Source organism: Paenibacillus swuensis (assembly GCF_001644605.1).
Lineage (GTDB): Bacteria > Bacillota > Bacilli > Paenibacillales > DY6 > Paenibacillus_N > Paenibacillus_N swuensis.
Genome location: NZ_CP011388.1, coordinates 709389 through 727519, shown reverse-complemented (window position 1 = coordinate 727519; position 18131 = coordinate 709389). Strand labels below are relative to the sequence as shown.

At 43.1% G+C, this 18131-nt stretch carries 16 protein-coding genes; 12 read left to right on the top strand and 4 right to left on the bottom strand.

Going from position 1 to position 18131, the window contains the following annotated elements:
- Positions 1-518: 518 nt before the first annotated feature.
- Positions 519-1799: an IS110 family RNA-guided transposase gene (locus SY83_RS03170; RefSeq protein WP_068604190.1), complete on the bottom strand. Its 1281-nt coding sequence runs from the start codon at positions 1797-1799 to the stop codon at positions 519-521.
- A 251-nt stretch (positions 1800-2050) separates the two neighbouring features.
- On the opposite strand from SY83_RS03170, the gene SY83_RS03165 reads away from it, so the two are divergent.
- Entirely contained in the window at positions 2051-3046 is a 996-nt protein-coding gene (locus SY83_RS03165; RefSeq protein ID WP_068604186.1) for an ABC transporter substrate-binding protein, read from the top strand.
- A 135-nt stretch (positions 3047-3181) separates the two neighbouring features.
- Complete coding sequence (locus tag SY83_RS03160) at positions 3182-3634, top strand: hypothetical protein (protein ID WP_068604184.1); 453 nt, start codon at positions 3182-3184, stop codon at positions 3632-3634.
- 28 nt (positions 3635-3662) lie between these two features.
- Here the strand turns inward: SY83_RS03160 and SY83_RS03155 are convergent, their stop codons facing one another.
- Positions 3663-4178 carry a hypothetical protein gene (locus tag SY83_RS03155; protein WP_068604182.1) on the bottom strand — a complete coding sequence of 172 codons (516 nt, stop codon included), beginning with the start codon at positions 4176-4178 and terminating at the stop codon, positions 3663-3665.
- 217 nt (positions 4179-4395) lie between these two features.
- On the opposite strand from SY83_RS03155, the gene SY83_RS03150 reads away from it, so the two are divergent.
- From SY83_RS03150 to SY83_RS03105, 10 genes are all read left to right on the top strand, one after another.
- Positions 4396-5772 carry a PepSY-associated TM helix domain-containing protein gene (locus SY83_RS03150; RefSeq protein WP_068610813.1) on the top strand — a complete coding sequence of 459 codons (1377 nt, stop codon included), beginning with the start codon at positions 4396-4398 and terminating at the stop codon, positions 5770-5772.
- A 15-nt stretch (positions 5773-5787) separates the two neighbouring features.
- Entirely contained in the window at positions 5788-6267 is a 480-nt protein-coding gene (locus SY83_RS03145; RefSeq protein WP_068604180.1) for a FixH family protein, read from the top strand.
- A 225-nt stretch (positions 6268-6492) separates the two neighbouring features.
- The gene (locus tag SY83_RS03140; RefSeq protein WP_068604178.1) at positions 6493-11355 is read left to right on the top strand and encodes a DNRLRE domain-containing protein; all 4863 of its coding nucleotides are present in this window, start codon (positions 6493-6495) and stop codon (positions 11353-11355) included.
- Positions 11356-11374: 19 nt separating this feature from the next.
- Complete coding sequence (locus SY83_RS03135) at positions 11375-11833, top strand: hypothetical protein (protein WP_068604176.1); 459 nt, start codon at positions 11375-11377, stop codon at positions 11831-11833.
- Between the two features lie 137 nt (positions 11834-11970).
- Entirely contained in the window at positions 11971-12396 is a 426-nt protein-coding gene (locus SY83_RS03130; RefSeq protein ID WP_068604173.1) for a hypothetical protein, read from the top strand.
- Between the two features lie 166 nt (positions 12397-12562).
- On the top strand, positions 12563-12835 hold the full coding sequence (locus tag SY83_RS23230) for a hypothetical protein (protein WP_197479951.1): 273 nt from the start codon (positions 12563-12565) through the stop codon (positions 12833-12835).
- Positions 12835-13161 (top strand): DNA-binding protein, encoded by a 327-nt coding sequence (locus SY83_RS03120; protein ID WP_331709979.1) that lies wholly within the window; start codon positions 12835-12837, stop codon positions 13159-13161. The genes SY83_RS23230 and SY83_RS03120 overlap by 1 nt, the downstream gene beginning before the upstream one ends.
- Positions 13162-13481: 320 nt before the next feature.
- Positions 13482-14189, top strand: coding sequence for an ABC transporter ATP-binding protein (locus SY83_RS03115; protein ID WP_068604171.1), 708 nt, complete (start codon positions 13482-13484; stop codon positions 14187-14189).
- Entirely contained in the window at positions 14186-15439 is a 1254-nt protein-coding gene (locus tag SY83_RS03110) for an ABC transporter permease (protein WP_068604169.1), read from the top strand. Before SY83_RS03115 ends, SY83_RS03110 begins: the two co-directional genes overlap by 4 nt.
- 18 nt (positions 15440-15457) lie before the next feature.
- A complete protein-coding gene (locus tag SY83_RS03105) occupies positions 15458-16009 on the top strand; it encodes a DUF3299 domain-containing protein (protein ID WP_068604166.1) in 552 nt (183 codons plus the stop codon).
- On the opposite strand, the gene SY83_RS03100 is transcribed toward SY83_RS03105, so the two are convergent.
- Positions 15997-16755, bottom strand: a complete 759-nt coding sequence (locus SY83_RS03100) for an alpha/beta fold hydrolase (protein WP_068604165.1) — start codon at positions 16753-16755, stop codon at positions 15997-15999. The genes SY83_RS03105 and SY83_RS03100 overlap by 13 nt on opposite strands.
- Positions 16756-16862: 107 nt before the next feature.
- A complete protein-coding gene (locus SY83_RS03095; RefSeq protein WP_068604162.1) occupies positions 16863-17981 on the bottom strand; it encodes a HupE/UreJ family protein in 1119 nt (372 codons plus the stop codon).
- Positions 17982-18131 lie beyond the last annotated feature (150 nt).

The following is an 18131-nucleotide window of genomic DNA, read 5'->3' as shown; positions in this document are numbered from 1 at the left end:
AGGCTAGGGTAGGGTTAGGAATCTCTAACGAACTGAGGTAACGCTATTGGGCCCAAATGAACCCTTTTGGAAATGTAACGAATCCATACAACGCTATTTCTGCGAAATGGGCTATATGAGGGGTTAAATGAAGTAATAAGGTGGCTGGGATTCCTCCCTCGTATTTAAGGGGTTTTCTCATAAATCCTCACTCATTCGCAGGATATCATCGCTTTGAACAAACCAACATTGTAGGAATATGGGGCGATCAGCCTCGAAACATGAACTTGGGCATGCAGGAATAGAAGTCACGAATAGTGTTTCCATATAGTGCACACTCCACTTGTCCCTTGGAGGCTTACCCTCCCATGTCTCAACGGGTCACTGCCCTTACATTCCTTCGTTATGCCTGTCCAAGGCGTGGAGACCAGTCGCGTTTAGAAGATGGGTCAAAGCCCTTACGAATCCCACACTTGGTTCTCTATGCATTGTAAGATCCTGCGAATGAGTCAATATTCATAGTGTTGCGTGTTCGTGAATTAGGCTACTGCTTGGAAATGTAAATCCGAACGGTACGACTCACCGCGCTGAATCATGCCCACGATCATACGGGCAAGCTTGCCAATGAGTTTAAACACCGACACCATTTTCTTCATCCCTTTGACTTTAACATTGTGTTCATGAAACCTTTTAAAGTCCGGGTGCTGTCGGATCAGGCATAGCACTGCTAAAAAGAAATGTTTTCTTAAGGTTGCGTCTCCGCGTTTGGAAAGTTTAATTTGACCCTTATGCCTGCCGGATGTTGACTCCGCTAAATTAAGACCGGCTCGCCGCAGGAGTTGCTGTCCATGAGCATAAAGGCGAAGATCGCCCGCGCAGCCTATTATTGTTGCAATGGTCATGGAACCAAGCCCGTGAATGCTCTGGAGCTGTTCCGTAAGGGGCAGAGACTCTAGCAACGTCTCCATGTGGAGTTCTATGGCATCAAGCGCGGCTACAGCTTCATCATACGCTTTCAACAAGCATTTTATTTCTAGGCGAGCTTCTTCAGGGACATTCGCTTTACCAATACTTCTCTGAGCAACGGACAGGAGTTCTGTCGCCTTGGCTACGCCACTTACACCTCCGACTCGCTTCATTCCTTGCTCGCGCCATGTATCTAATATCTGATCCGCCGAAATGTTTACCAGGTCAGAAGGCAAGGGATAAATACGGAGCGTGGCCAGTGAACGGAGGCGAGTCCAGTCGGGAAACACTTGACTGAACTCCGGGAAGTACAGGTCGATCCAACGCGTGATGCGATTTTTGTAAGTGACGGATTGCTTTACCCAGAACTCTCGCTGACTTACCATAGCCTTCATTTGTTCAAACGTGTCAGCTTGCGGGTTGTACTCCGTATAGTATCCTCTGCTGACCACATCGGCGATGACCAATGCGTCTTTAGGGTCGTTCTTGGAAGGGCTGTTGTCGCGGTTTTCCTTGTTGCGATGAGTCGTTACAGGATTGACCAGAACGACTTTCACACCTTGCTCACGAAGCCAATGGGCGAGATTAAACCAGTAATGTCCTGTAGGTTCCAACCCGACAACAACATAGGAGAGCCCTTTCTTGGCCTGGACATCCTTGACCCACCGAAGCAATCTCTCATACCCCTCCTGGGTATTGGTAAAAGCAAGATGACGAGGGGTAAGTGCCCGACCGCGGTAGTCCGTAATTTGAGCAGCGTGTGCATCTTTAGCAATGTCGATTCCAACGACAGCATGTTTCATGGTGATTCGTTCAATCCGTTGATTTGTTTGATCTTTTTTAGTAAAATTCATTATGGAGCGCCTCCTGATGGGTTTTCTTAAGGGCTATGACCCCGTACACCCCCATCATACAAGGCGCTCCTGTTTTTTGTCCAAGCTCATTTCTTAGCTCATACAGGAATGTTTAGAACGGCGAGGGGGCGGAAAAGGGGCAATTAGCGTGTATTGGATTCGTTAGCGCATAAAAATATTAACATAGACAAGTACATCATTCACCCTTATAATGAGACTGATTATCATTATTATTAAAGGGGTATTTTACAATGAAGAGAACACTGCTGGTCCTCACATTAATAGCCATCTTATTCGTAGTAGGGTGCGCGAACGGCAATAACACGAATACAGCGACCAACACGAATGCCAATGCAGGCAATACTGCCAACGACTCGAAGCCGGTTGATGAGACGGACACTAACAGCTCGAATAGCGCTGCGGTATATCCTAAGAAAATTACACATGCTTTGGGCGAAACCACAATACCTGCTATGCCAAAGCGTGTGGTAGATGTGGGCTATGCAACGGATTACCTGAAGGCGTTGAATGCACCGCTTGTTGGCGCGACGGCCATTGACTGGGTAGGTTCCGGTAAAGTGACTACAGCGCCTTATCTTGAACTTGGTTCCGAAGTCACGCCGCTTCCAATGACCGATTATCGTCCCAACCTGGAGCAGGTGCTCAGCCTGAAGCCGGACCTGATCATCGCATCCATTGATCAGAAGGACCAATATGAGAAGCTTACCCAGATCGCGCCAACCATTATAATAGATGGTTCCAAAGAAGATTGGCGCACAATCTTTCAGAACCTAGCAGTTGTATTCGGTAAAGAAGAGAAAGCAGCTGAGATCCTTAACGGGCTTAAGGATAAGGTAGAACAAGGTAAAGCGGCGGTAACCATTCCAGATGCGGTATGGGTTCACACGGATCTATCCGCTAAAGAACTCGCCATTGGCGGACCGCTTAGCTACGCGGATGTGCTCTATTACGAGCTTGGCATCAAGCCTTCTCCCATCGTTCCTGAGGGTTGGGCGGGTATGGTGAGCACGGAAGCTTTTGTAACTGAAAATCCGGAAAATATCCTCCTGTTTTCCTCGAAAGATCCTGCCAAAGTGTTAGCGGATTGGAAGAAAGATCCCTTGCTTGGCAAGGTAGCTGCTATTAAAAATGACAAAGCCGTGCTCCTGACAGGAACGCACTGGATGAACGCCGGTCCGATTTCAATGGATCGCAGGCTGGATGATGTGATCGCTGCTTATAAGTAACTTATGAAATGAGGGCTCCTGACGCAGGGGCCCTTTTGTTATCTGTGTATAGCCCATGTAGTAACATAATATAGAGAATTTCTTTAATTACAATATGTGGTATATGTGAATGTTCAGAAATTAGGAGGTTTTTAAATGAAAAAAATCCTATTCACGATGTGGGCATCGATGTTTATACTTATTGGTTGTACAGATCAAAATGAACCTCGTGAGGATTATATTGGGGGTCCATTAAAAATCGCTCTCCTAAGTAGTAATAAACAGCAAGATCTAAAAAATATTGATTTTGAAATGATTGAAGATTTAGATACATTAGCAACAGCCAGTAAACCATATGACGGTTTGATTATTGCGGAAGACCGTCTTCAGGAAGCAGACCAGGAGAAATATGTATCTTTTTATGACAAAGTAACATATCCTATTTTTTTCTGGGGAACTGAAAACACCCAAGGTTTTAAGAACAATGGCGATGGTTCCAAAAAAACCTGGGAGCTGAACTTGCCGGATTCACCAAACGAGTATTCAAAAAATCAGGGGATGTTGATACAAATGTTAAATGCCATCGATAGTGATAAAAATAAAAATTAACAAATCCTAGATACGGTGATCGGTCAGTTTAAATATATTCGAACTTATTAAGCAATAATATATAATCTCTATAAATTTCAGTTTTAGAGTTGACATCATATGAACTTATTCCCTTAAGTATTGTCAACTCATCAACCAGTCTCTCACAATGACCTTGAACAGTAAATGCCGAGATTCTGTTATTCATGTCTCCTTCAATAATAATATTAATGATGTTACCTTGATTAATAGCTTTGCTTTCATCAGAGATTAACAATTCTTTATTGTCGCAGAGCATGGATTTAAATTGTGCATGCATCATTTTCTCATCTCTGCTATACAATGAGTCCAATACTAGATTGTCCTCTATAGAATAACATTTATGAACAGCAAGAAAATTGACATGGGGATCATTATTAAGTTCATTGAATAGAGCTTTCTCTTTCTCAACAGCTTTAAATTTAGATATTAAGATGGCATTGGTTTCACTTAATGAGTAATGGTGAGGAAGGTTCATATGTTCAAACTTGTCCATAAGCATGTTTATATTATTATCTCTATGCATCAGTAGAATGAATACCTCCCAAGTCTAGTGAATGTACAATAATGATAGCATTAGAATTAATGGTAGGGTTCAACTTAATAAATTTTTTCTGACTCTTGCGATTGCAGGAGTTTTATTTATTTCACAGATATAGCTCTAAGGAGTCATCCTTTTTCAGTGCGCATCGTGTACTTTTAAATAGTTATGAAATTGGATGAAGGACGAGGTTATGTTTGACATGAATGAACCCAACAACACACGCACCGGCTTGCGCCAAGCGATCTATGCATCGGTATGGAGGTGGCACTTTTACGCGGGATTGATTTTTGCTCCATTCTTGATTATTCTCGCTTTCAGCGGTGCGGTGTATTTATTTAAGCCTCAAATTGAAGGATATCTCTACAAGGACATGATGGTTGTGCGCGAGGTCGGAACGAAGGTAATGCCTTCGGCCGCAATCATCGAGAAGCTGGAGAAGGAGCATGAGGGTCTGAAGGTCTCTTCCATTACACTCCCGGATCAAAAGAACGCCAGCTACAAGCTGTCGGTGATGGATAATGATCTGCCCACAACGATGTATGTGGATCCTTACAAAGGTGAAATCCTCGGAAAACTGGACAGCGACAAAACGTTCTCCGCATTCTTCATGAAGATGCACAGCGAGCTTGTGGTCGGAGGCACACTAGCGAATCGGATTGTTGAGTTGGCGGCATGCTGGGCTGTTATTCTGCTGCTGACCGGCTTGTATTTATGGTGGCCGAGGAACCGGGCATCGATCTGGGGAACGGTGCTTCCGCGCTTGAGTAAGCCGGGCAGCCGCATGTTCTGGCGTGATCTTCACGCCGTGCCGGCCTTCTGGCTATCACTGCTGATTCTTGTGATTATTCTAAGCGGCTTGCCATGGTCCGGTATTATGGGCGGTCAGATTGACAAGCTTGCAAATTCCACGAATACCAATACTCCTCCGTACGCCTACAGCTTCGGAGAGAAACCGCAATCGGTCACGGTGGCCGAAGATATTGCGGAAGACTTACCTTGGGCGGCAGAGAAGCTGCCCGTTCCCGCATCCGTGGCAGGCGGGTATGTTCCGATCTCCATGGATGATGTGGAGCGCATTGTGGATGAGAAGCAAGTAGCCAAGCCCTATACCTTGACGATGCCGCAAGGGGAAACCGGCGTGTTCACCGCTTCGACGGCTCATGTTAACCCGGGCCGGAATGCTACATTGCACCTGGATCAATATAGCGGCGCCGTGTTGACGGATGTTCGCTGGGCCGACTATGGCATCATGGCCAAAGCGATTTCCTATGGGATCGCGTTCCACGAAGGCACGCTTTTCGGCTGGTTTAACCAAGCGCTGGGCTTGATTGCTTGTCTGGGCCTCATTCTCATAGCCGTCAGCTCCTTCTTTATGTGGCGTAAGCGCAAGCCGGACGGCAAGCTTGGTGCGCCTAAGAAACCAGACCATGCCAAGGTGACGATGGGCGTACTTTTGATTATGGGATTATGTGGAGTTATCATGCCGCTTGTGGGTATTTCGATTCTCGTGGTTCTTTTGCTCGACGTGGTGGTCATTCGCAGGGTGAAGCCGTTACGCCGCTGGTTCTCAATTTAAGGGGGGATTACACATATGCATAAGAAACTACAATGGTCCGCACGATGGGCTTGCTTCCTGCTATTGGGATTGGTGCTCTCCGGATGCACGGCCAACCTTGCCGAAACCGACGAAAGCGGACTTCCACCCCATCTGACCGTCGATCTTCATTTGCCAAAACAACTGGAAGTAGGGGCATCAAGCCACTATACCGTTGAAGTGTTCAACAACAAGCAACCGCTGGCGGACGCAGAACAAGTCGAGTTTGTGTTCTGGCGGGAAGGTAAGCGGAATTCGGCTGTTACTGTACCTGCGGCTGAATCGTCCCCGGGCGTGTACACCGTCTCGCATATCCTTGCGGAGGAAGGCATCTATCTCGTTCAATCCAGAGTTGTGGCCGCTAGCGGAATGGTGGTTCCGATCAAAAGAATCGCGGTTGGCGGGGAGGCTGTGAAACAGCTGATCGAGCTGGAAGAAGCCAAGCCTGAGGAAGGGCAGCATAGCGGGCATCATTGATTAGATTGACCAATAGAAGTATGTGTAACAACTGGCCTCTATTCGCGTTCTCTCATTTTGAGAGGTCTCGATAGGGGCTATTTTTTAACGAAATCTGCAGAGTAATAAATATAATTTACCTGTATTTACCTTTTGGTTATTTACATAATATTTCTTGCTCTCAAATGAATACTTCTGTAAAATTACCCAAGCTAACTAGATATTACATAAGGAGTGTTGGTTATAATGTTTAAAAAAAGCAAGACAAAGGTCATTAGTTGGGCAATTGTAACTTCGTTACTTAGTAGTTTGTTACCAATACCTGCAGTAGTTAATACAGCTGTTGCTGCCCCGCAGGAGAAAAAAGATATTAGTGCAAAATTTACAAAGAAAGAGAAAACACAACTTAGAACGGAAAAATCCAAAACGTATGAAAATCCAGACGGCTCGTACACCTCGGAAATATCAACAAGTCCCATCCATTACTTTGACGAAAACAAGAAAATATGGCTTGAAATTGATAACTCATTTATCGAAGATAAAGAAGAGTTTCGCACAAATAAGAATGAATTTAAAGTAAGTTTAGATAAGGGGCATTCTACAACTGAAGATTTACTTGAGGTAAAGGAAGATAAATATTCAATTGGTATGAATCCTATATCTACTCCAAGTAAATCATTAGCTAAAAAAATCAAAAGTAATAAACTTATTTATGATAACTTATTCCCAAATTCTTCTCTTGAGTATGAAGTTAATTCTAACATGGTCAAGGAGAGCATTGTCCTTAAGAAAAAGCCTGCTAAAGACGATCTCTTATCTTACAAATTCAAATATAATTTAACCAACCTGACATATCTGGAGAACTCTGACGGATCAATTACACTGTTGGATTCCGCAACAGATAAACCCGTCTACTTAATAAGTAAGCCATTCATGTTTGACTCTTACAGACCTGAAGGGTATCAACAACGTGAAGATATTACTACATATGCTGAGGAAGCTCTGTCATACGATATTAAGTATGATGTGAAACAAGACGGAGACTCGCTCTTAATAGAGATAATCCCTAACAAAGAATGGTTGCTTAGCGAGAACAGGGTTTATCCTGTAACTCTGGATCCAACTATAGTAAAGCTTCAACCTAATTATGCTCTTGCCGATACCTATTTGCGAAGTGCTCAACCTACAACTACGGCAGCTGCAGAAACAACTTTAACTGCTGGTTTAGGCAGTCCGAATATTATGAGATCTCTGTTGCGCTTTGAATTGGAAGGTATTGTTCCTGTAGGTTCAAAGGTTTTAAGTTCTGATATGAATTTATGGATGGCTTCTGTTTCAAATAATACACCAATTAATATATCGTTACATGAAGCTACAACCTTATGGTCGGAGTATCACGCTAGTTGGAATATCGCTAATAATGGTAAAGCTTGGACTAAACCTGGAGGGGACTTTGTAGCACAACCACTATCCACAGTTTCTGGTGTAGGGCAATTAACTTCCAAATTACAATGGCCTGTATCTAGTAATAAAGTGAATGAGTGGATTAATGATAAAACTAAAAACAACGGTTTATTATTAAAAAGCACCAATGAAACTACGCTAAGCTATAAGCGGTTTATTTCAAGCGATGAAACTTCCGTGTTGGGTTACGGTCCGCTGTTAAGCGTTACTTACTATCCAGCAAGCCGTTTGGGGCTAGAACCATACTGGACTTATGACAGCAGAGGCCTAGTTGATGGAACTAGCTATACCAATCTAGGTACAGGAAACAATGTGATTCAATATACGGATTATTCCCTAGATGGACGAGGCGAATTTGGAATTGACTTCACTCGAACATATAATTCTAAATCTATAGAGAAATCAGTTTTCGGTTATGGATGGACGTTCACTGGAAATGAAAGTATTATTGATGCTAATCGAGATGGAATTGTATTATTTACAGACTCGGACGGAACTTCTTTTGAGTTTAAATACGATTCTCCAACAGATAAATATATTTCACCACCCGGGAAATATCTTACGCTTAGTAAAGTGACAGGCGGATATGAAATTAAAGATAAACAAGGAATTATAACTCGATTCGATTCAGTAGGATATGATGATACTGTCAATATTACCAAGGCCCGTATAGCATATGAACAGGATCTTCACGGCAATCAAATTAAATATAACTATGATGCAAACAACGGTAGGTTAATCAGTATTTCAGATCCTTCGGGCAGATTGATTTCGTTCACGTACGATAGTAATGGGCTTGTGGATTACAGCTTACTGGAAGGTCAGAAGACTGATTACACGTATGACTCGGAAGGTAAACTTACCGCAGTAGATAAATATTCAGAGCCAACGAAATATTCAAGATCAACTTTTGAGTATAATGCGGATAAAAGAATTAAAGCAGTCATTGATCCGAACGGTAGAAGAACGGACTATACCTACAATCAAGATGTGCTTCATAAAGTGCAGGAGCCGGTGGATGATCCGCTAGGTAATGATTTATCTTCACGCGTTGGAACTGTATATTCTTATAATTTACTTGGGTATGAAGCCACGGTGACGGACACGTTAAATCAAACAACAACATATAGTTTAACTGTGAACTATATGCCTAGAACGGTAACCGATGCGAATAACAAAGCGTGGATATATACCTATGATGAGAATTACAACGTTCTGGAGAGTTTAGATCCCAATGCTGGATTAACAGTGAATACCTATGATAATATGGGGAATTTACTCACAACTACGGACCCAGAAAATCATAAGACAACTTACACTTACAATAACTTAAACAAGGTTTTAACCATCACCGATCCAGAAAATAAAGTGATAACTAATACTTATTATTTGCATGGTAAGTTATGGACAACGAAAAACGCAAAGAACGAAATTAAAGAGTACTTTTATAATGGTAACGGAAACATTAGCTCTGTAAAAAATTCTGATGGTACCACTGAAACTTATAGTTATGACCCTAAAGGTAACCATGTTAATTATGCACAGGATGCTACAGGTAATACTATTGAAACCGTTACAGACGCTGTCGGAAACGTAACGGAAGAAATAAATGGAGAAGAGCATCTAACCAAGTATGGCTACGATAAGCTGAATCAACTTAAAGAGGTTAGGGACGCTAAACAACGATTAACTGAATATAGTTATACGGATTCCGGCGATTTAAGAAGTTTTAAGGACGCAAAGGGAAATATAACTTACTACGATTATAATGGATTTAATCAACTTACGAAGATAACCAACCCGTTATTAAAAGAAACAAATTTCAAGTATGACACGAACGGCAACCTCACCAGAACAACAAAAGCAAACGGAAAGACTGTTACCAACGTACCTAATCAACTAAACCAGTTGAGCAGAGTGTTCTTAGACGGGATTGTTAAATGGGATTATAGCTATGACGCTCTTGGTAATCTGGATACAGTAAAAACCTCAGGGACCGTTACCAAGGATATAGATTACTATAAAAATGATTCTGTCCAAAAAGTAACTGACCGCGGGACAGCTGTAAATTATCTGTACTATGCAGATGATGAAAGAAAGTATATGAACTATGCTGTGAACACGGGAACCAGGTCATTAAATTATGAGTATACTCCAGTTAAGCAGCTTTCAAAGATCAATAAAGATGGCGTAGAGTTAGTTAGCTATAGTTATAACGAACTGGATGACTTGGAAACCATCCATCGGCCAAACGGACTGCGAACATCCGTTATGTATGATACCGGGAATAGGTTAGATATCTATAAAAACCTTAAACAAGATGGAACTCCATTAGAGTTTTACGACCTTGGATACGATAGAAATAGTAACATCACTTCTATTCAAACAAGTAAAGGTACATTTAATTACACCTACGATGAACTTGAACAATTAACGAAGGAGACGTTATTAAACGGTTCCTCCATTAATTACGACTACGATGAAGTTGGAAACCGAATTGCAAAAATAGTTACTTCGGGTGGTTCCAATACGACGACATCTTATAGTTACAATAAAGCCAATCAGATTAGTACAGTAAATGGACAAGCTTACACCTATGATGATAATGGTAATCTAACTTCAGATGGAAAATATACGTATTTATATGATGCTCTAGACCAACTCACAGAAGTGAAGAACTCCACGAATCAGACCATCTTTAAAGCAACGTATGAAGAAGCGGGTCTTCGAACTCAAACGGAAACGGCCCAAGGGGTTATCAACTATTACTACGATGGCTCAGATGTCATCTTTGAAAAGAATATAACCACCGGAGCAACATTAGAGTATATTTGGGATGATGAGGGTAATCCGGTTGGGTTAATCTATAATAATCAAACTTACTATTATCATACCAATAATCATGGCGATGTCGTGTCTATTACCGATAGTAACGGCAGTGTAGTCGCGAATTATGAGTATGATGCTTGGGGAAATACACTTACACAAAGTGGACCATTGGCGTCTGTAAATCCATATCGTTATGCTGGATATAGATTTGATGAGGCAATTAGCTTGTATTTCCTGAATTCAAGGTATTACAATGCTTTGCACGGAAACTTTATTACTCTAGACAGCCATCCTGGTCACAATGATATACCAGTGAGTAAGAATGGGTATAATTACAGTATTAGTAATCCTGTTAATATTACTGATCCAGATGGGGATAACCCCTTAATTGTTTATGCTGTAGTATTTGTAGCTCGTGAAGGTACTAAATATGTATTAAAGAGACAGTTGAAAAAACACGTAATGAAAGCTGCAATAAAGGCAACTAAAGGCACAAGAAATGTTCATAAAAATTCAAATAGTTACGTTGGTAATCAAGGTGTGTACAAGATAGATATTGACGGGAGCCTGTACAAATATGGAAAGGCTGATATGACAAAATTAGCTAGATCAGGGAATCCCAAAAGGTTACAAACTCAAATTAATAAGTTACAGAGGCAGAATCCAAATTCACAAGTAACTGGTAGGGTGATTTATCATAATAAAACAATTAGTACAAGAGGCATTAAGAAAATTGAGACAAAAGCTATTCAAAATTACTATGATAAATTTAAGAAATATCCCAATGGTAATCAGAATCATCCAGGAATAAGATAATAGAAGGAGGTAGAAAAACTTGAGGATATTAACGAGCAGTTTATTTAGTGAAGTAAATAGTTTTTTTTCAATTAGTCATAAAGTTGACTTGAAGATTAGGGAAGAGTTAAATGACACGATTAGTTCAGATCTACAACTAAATACAAAAGAGAAAGATATGGATTTTATTAATTTAATAGTTTCTACAAACAAAGCAACTTTAAATGTCATGGTAAAAGGTCCTGAAATTAACCGGAAGGACAAATTTATTAACTGGGGCTTATGGCTACCATACGAAGCTATTGTAAGTTCCTCTAATCAAGTTATTCCATATCTTCAGTTTTATTTTGATGCATTGATAATATTATTGGGTTCTTATGGAATTCCTGAAAAACGTATACGAGAAATACAAGTTCGTGTGGAAAGTGAGATTATTGGTAATAGTGCGTATGATTACGAAGAGGATGATTTTGATCTTGATTTATCGGAACTAAATTAATTATATTACCTTGATTGGCTTCATGCCTTTCAAGGTTTCTTTGTTGTAACCTAGCACACACTTCACCTATGTAAAACCAAATAAGATGCTTCGCAATATTACCATATAAGAATTGCAAAAAAAACGAGGTGACAACTTTGACTACCAATAACTATATAACATTTGGCTCGCAAATGGGTGACGAGGCTTCAGCAACTGCGGTCTCACCGCATTTAATTGAATTGAGAAAACTACTAAAACGATTCTGTAATCATTCTTATTCACCGGATGTAGATGAAATTGCATTGATTGGACGTATTGATGGCGAGATATGGTATTGGGAATTCGAAGGTTGTAAATATCTAAAGCTATATACAAAACAACGTTATATTACAGTGGATATTGGTATGCCAAAAGAAAAATGGCAAAAAAAAAGTAATGCTGATATTCGTAATTATCTATATAACTGGATGCATTATGCTCTTGAGTTAGTAGTGCTGAGGATAAAAGAGAAAAAATTAATCATTAATGAAGAACAATTATTTATTGATCTTGGGAAAGTTAAACAAAGATTTCTTGAATAGCAGTCAGTTATCGATTAAATCAAGTTATCAGTTGTTTGACGAAATAAGGAGTTTGGTATGAGATGATTAAACGAAGAAAGCGAATTGAAATAGGTAACGTACATGCAATACCTTTACCCAATGGAAATTTGCTTTTGGAAGAGTGTTTTTTGATGCTTCTATCGGAGTGTATAAACATGTTGGAGAGAATATTGGAGATTTACCGAGCATTGAGGAATATCAATTTATAGTTGGAGTTTACGATGATGTACTAAAATCGGGAAACTGGCCATTGGTAGATAGCCGTCCATTCCGAAATGATAACGAAAAATGGCCATCCTCTACTTGTATAATAGATAGTATCTCGGGTGAATATTTCATTTATTATAAGGGTGAGATGTTAGAAGCAACTAAAGAACAGTGCGAGGGGATGGAAATTGCAGCTGTGTGGGAGGCCTGATGTTAAATTTACAGGTGGGTCAAAAGTTCATTATAGATTTGATAGTAGTGGAACTTATATTGGAAAGTGGTGAGAAAGTGGGTCAGCCAACAAAAGAAGAAATTATATATAAATTAAATATGATTTTACAAGGAAAACTATCAAGAGAAGAAGTTTCGGATTGGGCGTCAGAATATGTAATGCAAGACGAACCAAATATCGCAGATGAGATTGTGTGGGATTTTCTTCAAGTTGTTTCTGGGGTCGATATAAAAGATAGTCCAGATGAATATTTACATGTTGAAAGAGACCTTGAAGACTGGATTAAGAAATATTCTGATAAATAACGGACAAAACCTTGATTGGCTGAAATTATGCCTTTCAAGGTTTCTTTTTTTTTTTTTTTTTTTGGCTACCTAGTGCCGAGTTAACCTTATTTTATATAGAGAATAAGGGTAATCCATGTAATCCCTAAAAATGCCGAGGTCACCTGCCAGTGAATCTATGGCTTGCTGTAGACGGAAACTTTCGCCCGTGAGCGAAAGGATGTGCGCGTAGTAGTTAGCTAATATTTGTTTTAACCACGATTTTACACAATACTTCATTTCCCAAAACAGTGTTTTGCTAGAGTAGAACGATGGTCAAGGGTATGGAGGTTGTGATGAGGATGCAAGAAACCGCAATAGAATGTACAAATCTGGTCAAAAGCATACGCGTAAACGGTCAGGAAGAAGTGCTTCTCCGGATTGAGGCGCTGCGCATTATGCGCGGAGAACAAGTTGTGTTAACCGGCCCCAGCGGATCGGGGAAGACGACGCTGCTCCAATTAATCTCCGGTATGGACTTGCCCACATCCGGGGAGGTTACGTTGTTTAACCATGCCCTTCACAGCCTGTCAGAAGCGGAAAGAGACTCCATTCGGGGACAACGGATAGGTATTGTGTTTCAGGATTTCCTGTTGTTCCCGCATTTCAGCGCAATAGATAATGTGCTCGTTCAGCGCATGGCAGCCGGTATTCCGGCGGGAATAGCGCAGCAGCGGGCCAAAGACCTGCTGACCCGTATGAATCTGGGTCATCGCATGCACACCAAGGCGGGTCTGCTCTCCAGAGGCGAGCAACAACGCGTGGCGATAGCGCGGGCGATGCTGCATGAGCCGGAGCTGCTTCTTGCGGACGAGCCTACAGGCAACCTGGATGCACAGATGGGAGCGGAGATTGTGGAGCAAATGCGCGAGCTTTGCAATGCAACCGGTCAGACCCTCCTGATGGTGACCCATGATCAGCATCTGGCCGCACAGTTTCCCCGCCGGGAATCCATGTCCCGCCTCCAAGAAGCGAAGACCAACGCTCTAACTGCGGAGGCAGCGCTATGACCCTATGGAAGTTCACCTTGTTAAGCATGCGCGGGCGCTGGGCGACAACCGCCATTACAGCGATTTCGATGATGGTCGCCTCGGCATTGGTATTTACCATCCTAATTCTATCTAACGGGTTGGATGAAACGATCAAGAGACAGTCCGCCACTTATGATCTTGTCGCCGGCGCAGAGGGAAGCTCGATGCAACTAGTATTGAGCAGTCTGATGCGCATGGACGTGCCTTTGGGCAATATTTCTTATGAGCTTTATGAAAAGATGCAACAGGACAAGCGTGTGTTACAAGCTGTGCCCGTCGCTCTTGGTGACTCCTATCTCGGTGTTCCGATTGTGGGCACGACGAAAGCCTACTTTCAACCCTATAGAGCCGGCATGAAGACCAGATTTCAGTTGGTTGGCGGGAACTGGTTTCACCAAGAGGGTGAAGTCGTTCTCGGATCAGAAGCGGCGCGGACCTTGAAACTGCAGGTGGGAGATACGTTCTACTCCAATCACGGGACAGATTTGTCTTCGGAAGTGCACGACCAACTGCAACACCAAGTAGTCGGCATCCTACGTCCGACAGGGAATGCGGATGATCTGACGGTATTCACCACATTAGAGAGCGTGTGGCATGTCCATGAACATCAAGAGGAGCCAAGCTCGACCACAGATACGCATACAGCACCTGAAACTACTCCAGAAGAACCCGCATCAGAACACGAACGCGAAATTACGGCCATCCTGATCAAGCCTGAGCAGTTGGGATATGCCCCGCAGCTAAAGTCCGAGTTGGATGCGGCGGAGGGAGTTCAAGCGGTCTATACCGTGCAAACGTTCCGTAAATTACTCGCCAATCTCGATTGGGGCAAGCAGCTGGTGTATGTTTTATCTGGGATATCCATTGCCTTGGCGGGGATTCTGGTTATTCTTACGATGCTGAACGCGCACGAGCGTAGACGCTCAGAAACATCGGTGCTCCGTGCGATTGGCGTTTCGAAGAGAGTAATCCTACAATGTTTAATTTTGGAAACACTGCTGATTACGGTGATTGGCACCGCGGGCGGAGGAATCGTCTCATTTTTGCTCATGCTTGGAATCGATGTATACAGTAAGTCTCAGTTCGGGTTGTCTTTGCCGCCCTGGACTTTAAACCCGGCAATGCTTCGTTCGGCAGGGATGTTCATGCTGCTAGGTTTCTTCATCGCTTTAATTCCGATGATGGTTACGTATCGACAAATCCAAGGCAGATTCCGTTCCATACACTGAAAAAAGGGAGTACATCATATGACACGAGGGTCCACTATTATCAAAACAAGCATAACCATGCTAGCCTTACTCCTGTTGCTCATCGGTTGCGGCACGGACGACAGAACGGTCAATCCACAGGAGCCCGCCGCTTCAGGCATCGCCAACAACGTCTCACCCATCTCCAAATCCGTCTCCACATCCGATAACGGTCTCACCGAAATCCAGTTCAAGGATTTCTTTACCTCCTCCGCCACGGGGGACGGTCAAATTAACCCGGACATGGCGGAACTTCACGGCAAGATGGTGGGTATTCACGGCTACATGACCGAGTTAACGCCTATCGATAACCGTTTCATCTATCTGGTGCCGACGGCCGGAGCCGCCTGTCCGTTCTGTTCCACGGATAATCCCAAGTATATGGAAGCCATCGCCGTGTACGTGAAAGATGGAGCATCCGTTGACTTCACGAATCAAGCCTTGTGGGCCTACGGGAAGCTCGAAATTGGCGAAGAGGCCGATGAAGCGACAGGATTAATCAGCATGTACAGGCTGGTGGATGCCAGCGTAGAGCCTTATCAGGCGCGATGATTAACTTGTTCCACACATTCTTTAATGGTGTTAATGACAAGCGCGGGTTCTGTTAATTGAGGGAAATGTCCGCTGTTGTTCGCGATGATGTGTTTGCTATATTTGGACAGAGAGAGTAACTCCCGTTGATTCGCAAGCCGTTGTTTTCGAGCCTCCTCAGGCATCATTCGGTTTTCCTTGCCGCCCGTTACCACATACACCGGAACCTCCGGGAAAGCATCCAGCTGCTGGATTTGCTCAGCGGTCTGGTTCACATAATGAACTTCGTTAAATGCTTTGCTTGGAGAAAAGGAATCGAACATCGAAAGTGCTTTGTTCAACCATCGCACGACCTTGCCCTGATGCTGGTTCAGGAGTAAATCTTTCGGATGACTGGCTTCCAAAAAGACGATCCCCGCAACCTCACTCGGGTACATCCGCGCAAATAAATTAGCATATAATCCCCCAAGCGAATGTCCTACGAGCACATAGGGAGGTTGGAAATTTGCAAGCGTTAAAGCCTCCCTTAACGTTTCCACGATCGTTATGCCGTCTTGCGATTCTTTCGGTTTGTCGCTGCCTGCGACCCCTAACCGGTTATAGGCAAACACCGTGGATGCCTGCGAAATGTCGGTCAGAACCCTCATCCAGCCTTCGATCGGCCCCGAACCTCCGTTGATCAGAACCACACGGCACTCGCCGTTACCGCTCTTATGGTACTGCACATTTCCTTTGGACGTTTTCACAATGGATTGTTCAATACGCATGACATCCCACCTCATTCATCAGTAATTTATGTACTGTTACGTGCTTTATCCAACTGTGTTCCAAAATAAAAATAACTCCCGCTCACGGCAGGAGTTACGCTCCGTTGTTAGGAGGAGAAGATCCGTTCGAACAACCACAAGCCGCCCATGGCGATGATTAGAGAGGAAGCGATGTTGGCGGCCACCGGATAAAGCTGCTTCTGTTGCACCCAACGCAGAACAGGCACGACACATAGGATCAGCGCGATCTGGATGACTTCGATTCCGAGATTAAAACTTAACATAGAGACCGCCAGATGACTCTTCGGAATGTTCATCTCGGTCAGAATTCCGGCAAAGCCCAACCCGTGAATCAGTCCGAACAGGAAGGTGAGCGACCAGCGGAGCTGGATTTTCCGACGGAAAATATTTTCGGCCGCCACGTAACAGATGCTGAATGCGATGAATGATTCCACAAACCGGCCCGGTAAACTTACAATACCCATGACCCCAAGCGTAATGGTGATACTGTGCGCGATGGTGAAGGCGGTGACCACTTGAATATGCTCTTTGAGAGACTGTCTTGCCAATAATAACGCAAATAAGAACAGCAGATGATCATAGCCCGTGAGGATATGTTCCATACCCAGCTTGAAGAAGGACCACCAAGAAGAGTTGTTCATGGCTTCTGCCTGTTGAAGCGGAAGGGACCAGGAACGGTCGTCGCCTTTCAATATGGTTTCAGTCGTTTGGCCCTCTTTGGCAATGGAGACGAAGTTGGTGTAGGCCACGCTTTCCTGCGAATTTTCATAGAATCGGTCTTGCAGGGTTAATTGCTCCGACTTGGCTGGTAATGCATAGCGCACCGTAGTTTCTACAACCCACTTATCCTGGCTTTGTCGGTATTCGACGGACTGCCATTCCCCTCGTTGGGACATTCCGTCCAGTTGAATCGTAACAAATTGCTCGATCATACCGGCAATGTTAGCGGCCTGAGCTTCCGTTTCCATAGGGTCCAACCGACCGTCTTGATTCGCGTCAATCTGCAGTTGCTCCAGAACCGACAGCTCGTCCAGCGCGAAGGAAACGTCGACATGTTTCTCGTCAACGTTTATTTCGGTAAAACTCGTAGAAAGCGGATGCGCCATTACGGCGGAAGGCAGGGAGAACAGGAAAATGAAAGACATACATAGAGTTAAAGGGCGAAAAGAACGGAACCAACGGGATAAACGTCGTAATCGTTTCATATTTTTTTGACCACCTTAGATAGAGGATTTTCCATGAGTTCATTATAAGTAAAGTATGTTAAATCTGATCGAATAATGTAATATTTACAAGATTTTAAGAAAAGCATGACACCCCGTTGATGAATGATTGCTAGATTAAGAGGTGATTCC